Source organism: Flavobacterium weaverense (genome assembly GCF_003688495.1).
GTDB lineage: Bacteria > Bacteroidota > Bacteroidia > Flavobacteriales > Flavobacteriaceae > Flavobacterium > Flavobacterium weaverense.
Map to the genome: position 1 here is coordinate 479959 of NZ_REFH01000009.1, position 12496 is coordinate 492454.

12 protein-coding genes are annotated in these 12496 nt (G+C 32.2%); 8 read left to right on the top strand and 4 right to left on the bottom strand.

Features of this window, described 5'->3' with window-relative positions; genetic code table 11:
• Positions 1–333 precede the first annotated feature (333 nt).
• A complete protein-coding gene (locus BC961_RS08825) occupies positions 334–1758 on the top strand; it encodes a hypothetical protein (RefSeq protein WP_147440538.1) in 1425 nt (474 codons plus the stop codon).
• An 85-nt stretch (positions 1759–1843) separates the two neighbouring features.
• Here the strand turns inward: BC961_RS08825 and BC961_RS08830 are convergent, their stop codons facing one another.
• Complete coding sequence (locus BC961_RS08830) at positions 1844–2752, bottom strand: SH3 domain-containing protein (RefSeq protein ID WP_121925477.1); 909 nt, start codon at positions 2750–2752, stop codon at positions 1844–1846.
• 282 nt (positions 2753–3034) lie between these two features.
• Between BC961_RS08830 and BC961_RS08835 the strand changes: the two genes are divergently transcribed.
• Positions 3035–3550, top strand: a complete 516-nt coding sequence (locus BC961_RS08835; RefSeq protein ID WP_121925478.1) for a GNAT family N-acetyltransferase — start codon at positions 3035–3037, stop codon at positions 3548–3550.
• A 222-nt stretch (positions 3551–3772) separates the two neighbouring features.
• Positions 3773–4963, top strand: a complete 1191-nt coding sequence (locus tag BC961_RS08840; protein WP_121925479.1) for a BaiN/RdsA family NAD(P)/FAD-dependent oxidoreductase — start codon at positions 3773–3775, stop codon at positions 4961–4963.
• 6 nt (positions 4964–4969) lie between these two features.
• Here the strand turns inward: BC961_RS08840 and BC961_RS08845 are convergent, their stop codons facing one another.
• The 3 genes from BC961_RS08845 to BC961_RS08855 form a co-directional block, all read right to left on the bottom strand.
• The gene (locus BC961_RS08845; protein WP_121925480.1) at positions 4970–5353 is read right to left on the bottom strand and encodes a DUF3037 domain-containing protein; all 384 of its coding nucleotides are present in this window, start codon (positions 5351–5353) and stop codon (positions 4970–4972) included.
• Positions 5331–6125 carry a HipA family kinase gene (locus BC961_RS08850; protein WP_121925481.1) on the bottom strand — a complete coding sequence of 265 codons (795 nt, stop codon included), beginning with the start codon at positions 6123–6125 and terminating at the stop codon, positions 5331–5333. The genes BC961_RS08845 and BC961_RS08850 overlap by 23 nt, the downstream gene beginning before the upstream one ends.
• 84 nt (positions 6126–6209) lie before the next feature.
• Complete coding sequence (locus BC961_RS08855; RefSeq protein WP_121925482.1) at positions 6210–7055, bottom strand: NAD(P)H-hydrate dehydratase; 846 nt, start codon at positions 7053–7055, stop codon at positions 6210–6212.
• A gap of 192 nt (positions 7056–7247) precedes the next feature.
• Between BC961_RS08855 and BC961_RS08860 the strand changes: the two genes are divergently transcribed.
• From BC961_RS08860 to BC961_RS08880, 5 genes are all read left to right on the top strand, one after another.
• On the top strand, positions 7248–8771 hold the full coding sequence (locus BC961_RS08860) for a S10 family peptidase (RefSeq protein WP_121925483.1): 1524 nt from the start codon (positions 7248–7250) through the stop codon (positions 8769–8771).
• 23 nt (positions 8772–8794) lie between these two features.
• Positions 8795–10192 carry an alpha/beta hydrolase family protein gene (locus tag BC961_RS08865; RefSeq protein WP_121925484.1) on the top strand — a complete coding sequence of 466 codons (1398 nt, stop codon included), beginning with the start codon at positions 8795–8797 and terminating at the stop codon, positions 10190–10192.
• Between the two features lie 259 nt (positions 10193–10451).
• Complete coding sequence (locus BC961_RS08870; protein ID WP_121925485.1) at positions 10452–11171, top strand: AAA family ATPase; 720 nt, start codon at positions 10452–10454, stop codon at positions 11169–11171.
• 50 nt (positions 11172–11221) lie between these two features.
• Positions 11222–11752, top strand: coding sequence for an alpha/beta hydrolase (locus tag BC961_RS08875; RefSeq protein WP_121925486.1), 531 nt, complete (start codon positions 11222–11224; stop codon positions 11750–11752).
• Positions 11753–12095: 343 nt separating this feature from the next.
• On the top strand, positions 12096–12488 hold the full coding sequence (locus BC961_RS08880; protein WP_121925487.1) for a hypothetical protein: 393 nt from the start codon (positions 12096–12098) through the stop codon (positions 12486–12488).
• The last annotated feature ends 8 nt before the right edge of the window (positions 12489–12496 follow it).

The window sequence follows — 12496 nt, forward strand, 5'->3', positions numbered from 1 at the left end:
CAACATCTTCAAGTAATTACTTCTCGCAAATATCTTTTGAAATCAAAAATTTAGTGAAGAAAATAGGTGCAAAATTACTCTGGAAAATAATTTCAAAATCCTGATTGATTTAGACCTAAATTTTAACTACTTTTGCAAAATATAAGTTGTTTGCGTTCCTATCTTTTAATAATAGAAAAAACAATTTATCCTCACAAAAAAACAAAACTTAAGTATTAATATTCTTTTTGACTTTTAAAAAATCAGAGAGACTCGCAATGCTTTAAAAAAACTACCTGATAAAGTAGCTTCCCATATCAACATAATTTATTTAAAAAAAGGAGAAAAAAGTTTATGACGAATCATAGCATGAATGATGTTAGTTTTGAAATTGAATTATTGGACAAACATAAAGAATACATTAATCAGTACAAATCGAACGATTTTTATTGGGGAGTTGGTATTGAGAATGAATGTTATTTAGAGTTTGAAAAACACCGTACGGTGGATAAGGATTTTTTGCTAACCAAAGGTCTGCATGAGAAGTACAGTATCAATCATTTTAAGAATTATAAAGAAAATGTATTTGAAAATTCTTTATTAAAAATCTTAACTGATAAAGAGTACCACATTCCTGTTTTAATGAATTCGCATTCGTTTACTAAGACTGATGTTAATAATGAGCATGAAACTTTAGATCCTATCGATAAAGAACCGAATCCAGAATATTCAGGAGAAAGTATCTTTGATAAACTACAAAAAAATAACAGCTATTTTGTTGACGAACTTCAGAAAAAATTCATTTTTGATGGTGATACTATTGAATTTGTAACCCAAGATTTTTACAAAAAAGACGTTGATAGCGTCATAGCAGAGTTGGCTAAAATTAAGAATGAGTTTACTACTAATTTACAAAATGGTATGAAACAAGAAAATATTTTTCCTCAGTTTGGAAAAATAAAAATTTGTTCGCAAAATCATCCTTTTGCAATATTTGTATCAAATAATGATAATTATTCGGTTTTTAACAACATGACGTATCATTTTAATTTGACCATTCCAACAGAATTAAATACTGCAGGTGAAATTAAAGACAAAATAGATTTTATTAAAAAACACCAGCGCACCATTAGATTATTTCAGTGGTTGAGTCCGCTATTTATGATCAAATTTGGCTCATCTGACTATCTTTCTCATAATGATTCCACTGTCAATCTGACTAAGGCTTCACAGAGATGTGCGATGTCTAGATACATAGGAATAGGTACTTATGATACCGAAGTTATGAAAACTGGTAAGATTGTACAAATGGATTTCACAGCACATCCTATGCATGATAATCCAATGTGGTGGGTAAATCGATATTCACAAATTTCAGATTACGAACAAATCGATAAAATTGGACTTGATATCAATTTTCACAAGCATAAAAATCACGGTATTGAATTTAGAATGTTTGACTATTTCGAAGAAAAACATTTAAAAGAAGTACTACAATTTCTTGTATTCATTATGGATCACTCCTTGTTACACGAGATTGAAAATCCAATCTGTAATTTAGAATGGAATAATTTCACATTTGAATCAATTGTTCACGGTAAAGAAACTGTTGTTCCTGCTGACTTTATTTCTATTATCGAAGAAATGTTAGTTATAAATATACATTCAACAGATCCAATAGAAATCTATAATCAGATCTACGCTAGCTTCTATGCTAAATATTATGAAAATGGTTTCTGCAGTTCGTTACTTATTAAGAAGGACGCTGTACTGTCTTAATATTCAGTTCGAATAAGGTTTATAAAAAAAAGACTTTTTAAAGGATGGTACCTTTAAAAAGTCTTTTTTTATTTTACGCTATTTCTTATTCGTGATAGTAAAAAATCGCTGATGAATATCCTTTTTCGGGATCAGGATTCGCCCACCAGTCTTTTCTCACTTCCGAGAAATAATTATAGTTATCATATCCCGCTTGAGACTGTAAAGGATAAATCACCTTTCCATCAACTCTAAATGCTTTTTCTGTTTCTGTTTCAGGAACTACAACTACTACATGACCTGACTTATGCATTATAAAACGTCTAGCGGCTATGACTCCCACTCCACCATTTTCATTTACTTTCTTCTGTAATTCATCTACATCTGACATTTGTTCCCAACCAAAATCCTTGGATGATTCTAAAAACCAGTCATAAAGATAATTGGAGTAGAAAGGTCTTACAGTTTCATTAAAAATAAGCTGTACTTCATTACCTTTTTCTAATTCTTCGATTGCCTTATCTGTCCATCTTAATCTAGGAATATAAACTCTTGCAAAGAAACAAAAGTCAAATGTGTAAACATTGCAATACGTATCTGCTTCATCTTTCTCGTATCTAAAACTTTTTTCAACGTCTAAAGTATCGATAATTTTTTTGATCGAAGTCTTTTTAGATTCTACACTTGTTAAGTCTCTGAAAGGAATATCTGGATTGCCTATAGGTTTATATGTTTCTTCCTTAGTATACAAACTTGATCTGGGACTTGCTTCGAAATTAGGAATTTCAATATCAGAACCTTTGTGTAGCGTTTCGTCGAGAAGTTCTAAATCTTTCGAACAAACAAAACCTTCTTTATCCGTATTTAAAAGCTTCACTTTCCACCAATCTGCATGCGTATTGTCAATTAATTTAACAGTATGTCTGTAAGGGATATTTGCTAAAATGGTAGAATTATCCATCGTCGGAGGAAAATCGGTAAGATTTAATGACGAAGTTGCTACTCTATATTTCATAATAATCTAATTTAACATCGAAGTTATTTAAAGCCAAAGTACTAAAAACAAGCAAGAATGACTCACAAGAAGAGGAGTTTTTTACAAAAAAAACAAATTCCGTATTGGAACATCTTGATTTTTACAGAGTTTCTTTAAATGTTCCTTTTTATTTATTAATCTGTAATTCGATTATTTGTCTAAATAGTAGAAAATTTCACGATAAAGCTGAGATTAATGGGTGCTAAATTATGCATTCTTTTTTTATCTTTGGAGACTTATTGACCTAAATTCCTAATTCAAATGATCACAACTGCAGTTCTAGAAGACGCTTTAGAATTAAACAATTTAATAAATTCAGCGTATCGCGGAGAGTCTTCAAAAAAAGGATGGACAACTGAAGCAAACCTTTTGGAAGGACTTAGAACGACTGAACAAGAACTAACAGAAATTATCGCGCATCCACAAAATAAAATTTTGAAATTTACCGAAAATAGTAAGATTATAGGTTGTGTATTATTGGTTCAAAAAGAAAAGCAACTCTATTTAGGAATGCTGACAGTTTCCCCAGAATTACAAAATAGCGGTGTTGGAAAAAAAATGTTGCAACAAGCAGAAATTTACGCTGCTGTATTAGATTTACCAAAAATTATAATGACCGTAATTTCAGTTCGAGAGGAGCTTATTTTGTGGTACAAACGTAACGGCTATGAAGATACGGGATTGCGAGAACCTTTTCCTGCTAGTGATGTACACATTCCTATCTCAGATACTCAATTAGAATTTATCGTACTAGAAAAAGAAATTTTTAAAAATTAACTTCGATTTTATTTCGTGATAGATAGCTGATTAGATAGCGAAGGCATGCTTTGTTTTTTTATCCAAAAAGTAGAGATCTAACAAAGAGTCCCATTGCAAAGCAGAATTGAAACGAGTTTATAAATATTTTTTTCTGATTTTCGGTGATGCTCAAAATAAAACGCACTTGCTACTTTACTTCTTGATAGTACTTTTACTTCTTTTAAATATTACTTTTGCACTGTGAAAAAATCAGTTTCAATTATTGGGGGAGGATCAACAGCACTTATTCTCGCTGCTTTACTTGATTGTGAAAAATTCAAAGTTACGATCTATGAAAAAAATAAAACACTTGGTAGAAAATTTCTAGTGGCCGGAAAAGGAGGTTTTAATCTGACACATTCTGAACCAATTGATGAACTAATCAATCGCTACACACCACCCAATTTCCTTGAAGAATCATTACGAAATTTTGATAATCAAAATTTAAGAGATTGGATGGGAAGCATTGGTATTCCAACTTACATTGGAAGTAGTAAAAGAGTATATCCCGAAAAAGGTATAAAACCCATTTCCGTTTTGAACGCTATTTTAATGATTCTTGAAAAAAACGGCGTAGTTATTAAAAACAATCATAATTGGACAAGTTGGGGAGAGGATGAAGCTCTTATTTTCAATGAGAATATCGAAATTAAATCAGATTACGCGATTTTTGCTTTGGGTGGTTCGAGTTGGAAAGTAACAGGATCTGATGGATTATGGATTGATTTTTTCAATTTGAAAGATATTGTGATAGTTCCATTCCAAGCTTCAAATTGTGCTTTCCAAGTCGATTGGCCGCATGATTTTATTAATGAGCATGAAGGAACTCCGCTTAAAAACATAGCAGTTAGTTGTTTGAATAAAAAGCAAAAAGGGGAAGCTGTAATTACTCGATTTGGTTTAGAAGGAAATGCTATTTATGCGTTGAGTCCACAAATTCGGGAAGAATTTAGAAAAGATAATAAAGCCACTATTTACTTAGATCTAAAACCTACATTAAATCAGGAAGCAATATCGTTTAAAATTAGAAATTCTACTTTTAAAAAGACTAGTGAATCACTGCAAAAAGAATTAAAATTAACTACTGCGCAAATTGGACTTTTAAAAAAATATCTTTCAAAAGAAACGTATTTAAATCCTGATTTATTAGCAAAGAATATTAAGAACTTGGCTATCGAGATTATTGGCAGCTCTCCTATTGAAGATGCTATATCAACAACGGGTGGTGTTTCGTTAACCGAAGTTGACAAAAATTTCGAATTAAATAAAATCAAAAATCACTTTTGCGTTGGAGAAATGCTCGATTGGGATGCTCCTACTGGCGGATATTTACTGCAATCTTGTTATAGTATGGGCGCACAACTTGCAAAGCATTTGAACCGAAATCGATAAAATCATTTATAATACCATTTCCTCAAATAAACGTTCCGCTGTTTCGTCTAAATTACTGCTAAAACCAGAATGTGGTCTTGATGTTTGAATCGCAGAACTTCGTAAAGCTGTAAGCCAACGAAATCGTTCTGAAAGCTCAAATTGAGCAATAGGTCCGCCGTTTTTAGCTCCATGCGCAATTTTTTGAAATGATTCTAAGTTTAGCTGCAGTTGCTCCAAATCTAAATCGCTTGCGAATAATTGCATTTTAGCTTCATCAATTGCGAAAAGCATTTTAACAAATTTAGCTCTTTTACAAAAAACCATAATACCTACGTTGAGGAATTCTTCGCGCTCTACCCTTGGTACAACACGGATTACCGCGTACTCATATAAGTTTTTTTCTTGCATTTTGAGCTTCGTTTATAAAAATTTCGGAGTGATTCAATCGGATTAACAAAAACTGAAGATAGACTTCACGAAGCGCTTCAGGAGATTCTTCACTATCTTCCCAAATCAACCATTCTTCGGGAATCAAATCAACAATAGATTGTAGCACAGCCGGAGATAAAATAGTTTTAAAAGATACATCAACTTCATCTAAAACAGAGGCTTGTGGTAGCAAAACGTGATCTTTAATTAAGGTAAAAGGACTAATAGCATGTTTTTCCCAATTGTTCCAAGAATGGTGAAAATACAAACAAGCACCATGATCGATAAGCCATAATTCTTTATGCCACATTAACATATTTGTATTTCTAAAAGTTCGATCTACATTTGTAATATAAGCATCTAGCCAGACTATTTGCGAAGCTAATTTTACATCGACAACTGTTACAACAGGATCATAATTTATAGCTCCCGATAAATAATGCATCGCTAAATTAAGCCCTTGACTTCCTTGCAAAAGATCTTGAATTTCCTCATCAGCTTCTGTTCGTCCAAAAGCTTCATCAAGATTTGCAAAAACAAGTTCTGGCATTTTTAGATTTAAAACTCGGGCTATTTCTCCACCTATTAATTCGGCAATTAATGCTTTTACACCATGTCCTGCTCCTTTAAATTTTAGAACATATTTAAAGTCGTCATCTGCTTCCGCCAAAGCAGGTAAAGATCCACCTTCTCGCAAAGGAATTATATATCGAGTAACATTTACGTTTCTTAGATGGGGTTTATTTTCCATATTCTAACTTTATTAGCGTTTTAACCGCTTTTGCAAACTTACAAATAACTACTCTTATTATTATGGCAGTTATTGTCCTTTAAATTAATTTCCTAATGTGAGATGGGCTTTACCAATGTTCTCAATGATATCCGAAGCAATAAAAGATTGATAACCAGTTGTTGGTAAGGCGATGTCAGCTGTCAAACCGTGAAGATAAACTCCAAGAATCGCAGCGTTAATAGGTTCGTATGATTGTGCCAGTAAACTCGTAATCATTCCAGTCAAAACATCACCACTTCCCGCTGTAGCTAAAGCAGCATTTCCTGTGCTGTTTTGATAAACTATTCCGCCATCAATAATATGAGTCGGAGCTCCTTTCATTACTATTACCAAATCATATTCTTTAGAAAAAGCAATTACTTTTTCCATTTTCTCATCATCAGAACTCCACTTTCCAATAAGTCTTTCTAGCTCTTTTGGATGAGGAGTAAGAATCGTTTTTGGGTGCAATAACTTCAACCACGATTTGTTTAGTGACAGAATATTTAGAGCATCAGCATCAATGACTACTGGACTTATATTAGTTTTTAGAAATTCATTAAAGGCTTTTTGAGTCGGCAGCTCCTGCCCTATTCCTGGTCCGATTCCTATTGCTTGTGGAATAATTTCAAAATTTATATTCGAAATCAATTCATCTTTTTCATCTGTTAAAACCATCACTTCCGGGATGGAAATTTGTACAATGTCATAACCACATTTGGGAATAAATGCAGTAACTAAGCCGCAACCCGTTTTTAAAGCAGCTTTCGAAGATAAACAGATCGATCCTATTTTTCCATAGCTACCGCCAATTAACAATGCATGACCTTGAATACCTTTGTGCGTGTACTTATCAATTGATTTGTATATTTTAGAAACTTCTGCTTTATCAATTGTAATAGCTATCATCTTTTCATTATTTCTCTAAAAATACATATTATAAATTAAAACAAGTTGCTACAACACTTATTTATTCTTCATAGAACAATCTAAATGATTACAATTTATGAATTAGATTTCTGTTCTTTTTTGTTATTATTTTTAAAAACAATACTTTAGTATCCTATTAAAAATAATGAACTAATCTAGACCAACTATTTCATGAAAAAAATTTTACTAATACTATTATTATCAGGCTTTGTCAATCATACTAATGCGCAAGAAACAAAGGATAAAAAAGAGATAAATAAAGAAACTGATTCTGCCTCAAATTTGGTTTTCAACCCCGACCAAAATGTAGTTACTGAGCACAGCACTACTATTAAAGGACAAAAAATTGCGTATAAGGCAACAACGGGAACGATGCCAGTTTGGGACGAAGAAGGCAAAGCTATAGCGGGATTATTTTATACTTATTACGAGCGTTCCAATGTTAAAGATCGCGCTTCGAGACCATTGGTAATTTCCTTCAACGGCGGACCTGGTTCTGCTTCAGTTTGGATGCAAATCGCTTATACGGGTCCGAGTTTAATAAATATCGATGATGAAGGATATCCTTTGCAACCTTATAGCATAAAAGAAAATCCATATTCAATATTAGATGTTGCTGATATTGTTTTTGTAAATCCGGTGAATACTGCTTATTCAAGAGCAACCAGTAAAGATATTCCGAAAGCAAAATTTTTTGGAACCAATGCTGATATTAAATACTTAGCGGATTGGATTAGCGGATTTGTAACTCGTACGAATCGCTGGGCTTCTCCAAAATATTTAATTGGTGAAAGCTATGGAACAACTCGTGTTTCTGGACTTGCGTTAGAATTGCAAAACAGCGAATGGATGTATCTTAACGGAGTAATTTTAGTTTCTCCTACAGATTTAGGAATTACGCGAGGCGTTGCTACAGAAGCGGCTCTTAAACTACCTTATTTTGCTGCTACAGCATGGTTTCATAATAAACTAAGTTCAGATTTACAAAGTAAAGATTTAACTGCAATGCTTCCAGAAGTAGAGGAGTTCACCATGAATGAACTGTTGCCTTCTTTGAGTAAAGGAAGTTCATTAGAAGAACAAAAAAGAAAAGAAATAGCTGCTAAGATCGCACGCTATTCTGGAATTTCAGAGAAAGTAATTCTGCAAAATAATTTAGATCTACCATTAAATTCTTTTTGGAAAGAATTACTTAGAGATGAGGGATTCACTGTGGGAAGATTAGATTCTCGCTATAAAGGAATTGATAAAAAAGACGCTGGAGACCGACCGGACTTTAATGCTGAATTAACTTCATGGTTACATTCATTCACTCCTGCGATCAATTTATATCTTCGAAATAATTTAAATTATAAAACTGATTTCAAATACAATATGTTTGGTCCAGTTAATCCGTGGGATAGATCTAATGATGCTACAGGTGAAAATTTACGCCAAGCAATGGCGCAAAATCCTTATCTGAACGTTATGGTACAGTCTGGCTATTACGATGGTGCTTGCGATTATTTTAATGCCAAGTATAATATGTGGCAAATGGACCCTAGCGGAAAGTTAAAAGATAGAATGAGTTGGAAAGGATATAGAAGTGGACACATGATGTATTTGAGAAAAAACGATTTGGAAACCGCAAATGAAGATATAAGAGAATTTATCAAAAATTCATTACCTAAAGAAGGCCAATCAGCAAAATATTAAAACACGGTTAAACACAAATTATAATGCAAAAATTTTTAGTAATATTACTTATTTTATTCGTTTCAGTGACGATGTCTGCTCAAGATGTTACAGGACAATGGTACGGCGTTTTAAAAGTTCAAGGAACACAACTTCGACTCGTTTTTAATGTAACTAAATCTGGAACTGCGCTTAGCTCTACGATGGATAGTCCTGATCAAGGCGCAAAAGGTATTCCTGTAACCAAAACTACATTTGAAAACTCAAAAATAAAATTTGAAGTTTCAAATGCAATGATTGAATACAATGGAGAGCTAAACAACGATGAAATTGTTGGATCCTTTAAGCAAGCTGGCCAAGAATTTCCAATGAATCTCTCCAGAAAAGCGATCGAAAAAGAAGTCGTAAAAAGATCTCAGGAACCAACAAAACCTTATTCTTATTATTCAGAAGATGTCATTTTTCCAAATGCAAAAGCGAATATTAGTTTAGCAGGAACGTTAACACTCCCTAAAAAAGATGGTAATTATCCAGTCGTAATTTTGATATCAGGTAGTGGAGCACAAAATAGAGATGGAGAATTATTAGGACACAAACCGTTTTTAGTGATTTCTGATTATTTAACAAAAAATGGAATTGCAGTGCTACGATATGATGACAGAGGTTTTCGAAAATCCACTGGTAATTTTGAAACGGCAACATCCGCAGATTTTGCAACTGATGCAGAAAGTGCTGTTGCCTATTTAAAAACTAGAAAAGAAATTAACCCAAAGAAAATTGGGCTGATGGGTCATAGTGAAGGTGGTATAATTGCTCCAATGGTTGCTGCAAAATCTAAAGATATTAGCTTTATAGTGCTGTTAGCTGGAACTGGAATTCAAGGTGACAAAATAGTATTACTTCAGCAAGAATTAATCGCTAAAGCAAACGGAGCACCAGAAATGGAAATAAAAAAATCAGTTGAGGGTAACGCAAAGCTTCTTGAAATGGTTGTGCAATCTAACAATGATGAAAAATTAAAGTCAGAATTAAGAAATCGTCTCAACGAACTTATTAAAGATAATAGCGATAAAGAAATTCCGCAAGGAATGACAAAAGAGCAATATATAAGCTTGCGAGTAAGTGTAATAACAAGTCCATGGATGCAATATTTTCTAAAATATAACCCACAAGCAGTGTTAGAAAAAGTAAAATGCCCAGTTTTAGCAGTCAATGGAGAAAAAGATTTGCAAGTTCCGCCGAAAGAAAACTTAACTGCAATAAAAAATGCATTGATCAAAGGTGGTAATAAAAATGTGACTACAATTGAATTTCCGAATTTAAACCATTTATTCCAGGAAAGTACCACAGGATCACCTACAGAATACGATAAAATAGAACAAACATTTGCGCCTGTTGCTTTAGACGAAATTACAAAGTGGATACAAAAACTAACTAAATGATTTGTTTTAAAACGCAATATTTTAAGATATTATAAAAATCAAAGAGTATTAAATATAAATTATTTTAAGCTAAATCTAAGAAGTACTAAAGCTTCATGGATTTAGCTTTTTTTATGACATCTTTTAAATTTTGATAAAAGAATAATTGTCAGAAATTAATCTATCAATCTCGCAGATAAATAAAATCCGCAAAACATAATTATATAGGTCTACATATTATTATTGCTTAATTTCGTAGCCAAAATACACAACTACAAAAATGGAGTTACACAACCTTCTCATCACTGATAAAGAAATTGTTTCATTGGACGATGTTTTTCTAAATCAGTACAACCAAAAAAGTATCCATCAACTGATCAAGGAACACAAATATGTTGACGAACTGACTAAATTTGGCTTGCCAGTCAACAATAAAATTTTGCTTCAAGGAAATTCGGGTTGCGGTAAAACAACGACCGCAAAGGCAATTGCTAATGCAATAGGAAAACCTATTTTGACATTAAACTTAAGTAATGTAGTTTGTTCCAGAATTGGTGAGACTTCACAAAACATCAAACAAGTATTTGACAAAGCTGGAAGAGATAATGCAGTTCTGTTCTTAGACGAGTTTGACCAGATAGGAAAAGCTAGAGGAAATGACGATAAGGACGTTGGTGAAATGAGACGTTTAGTGAATACTATTATCCAACTAATTGATTATTTTCCAAAAAATGCGCTACTAATTTGTGCTACTAATCATCCCGAAATTATTGACATTGCTTTAATGCGAAGATTTCAATTGCGAATCAATTTTGAAATGCCTTCAAAAGAAATTTTAGACGATTATTACAACAAGATACTTACCTCCTTTCCTGCTGAATTACAAAATATTGAGCGCAAGTATGATGTTTCATTCGCTGAGGCAAAAGATTACGCGTTCACAATAATTAAATCTGCGCTGATTGAGAAATTAGAAAATGCAGAGAAAATAGCATTATAAATCTCGAAGTATTTATCTGAGATTATAATTCAGTATTAACACCATAAATTATGTCAAAACAAAAACTTTTACTGATATCTGATTTATGGGGTAGAGAAAAATCAGAATGGATCATTCATTACACCTCCATTTTGGAGCATCATTTTGAATTAAAGTATTATGACAGTTGTGAGTTGGGGGCTGTTAATAATATTAGTTATACTTCAGAAAGTTTACATAATCAGTTTATCAATGGCGGAATTGAAAAAGCAGTTGCAAATTTAATTCTAAAAGAGAAAGAAAACGTCTCCGTTTTAGGATTTAGTATTGGCGGAACTATTGCATGGAAAGCAGGATTATCTAGTCTTAAAATTGACAACTTAATCGCGGTATCGTCTACGAGATTGCGCTACGAAACTGAAAAGCCGTTAACAAAAGTAGAATTATTTTATGGCGAGAATGATAGTTTCAAACCTGATAATATGTGGGTTCAAAAAATGAATCAAGACTTACAATTGTTTCTCAATGAAGATCATGAATGTTATAAGAATAAAGAAATTGCCGAAATAATTTGCAAGAAAATTTTAGTAATGATGATCTAAATAGCATTTTTTTTACCATGTAAGGCATATAAGTTTAAAAGTCAATTTTATGAAAAGATTGGTCAGTTAATGTGAATTTATTAAAATTTAAGAACATTTAAGAGGAGTAGAAATTGAGTATTGATGTTGTAATTGAAAAGTGATAATTCAAAAACTATAAACTAGGAGAATGTAAATTTTTGATTTCTTGAAATAAATATAGAAGTAAGAACAGATACTTCAATTGGTAATGAATTCTTAAAATTTGATTACTTCCTTGCGAACCATTATCCTATTTGATACTTTTGAAAATTAACGAATCAAACCATCACAATCCACAATTATATTTTTGAAATAAGTTAAAATGAATAGAGAAGTTGTTAATCCAATAAAATCATTTATCATTCTTGTAATGGCATTTTTGTTGTTAACAGCACCTTGTTCAATGCGAAACAATGTAGAATCTTCTTTAGAAATCGCGACAACTAAACCGCTAAATCCTATAAAGACTGCAAATAACTTTTCTAATTATTGTTCTATAATAGAGAATACTTCCGAAAAAAGGGAAACTCAAGAAGTCAAGAATAATATCCTTAAAAAAATCCAGTCAGTTGCATTTATTTCTGTAGCTCTATCTTACGATTCAGAAATTAAGGAATACATTCCTTCAAGAAAAGAATCTAGCTGGATTCCTCCCTACTATATTTTATATAAAAGATTAAAAATCTTTGATTTAAGCAAAATCAACTTCGCTTAACTCAAATT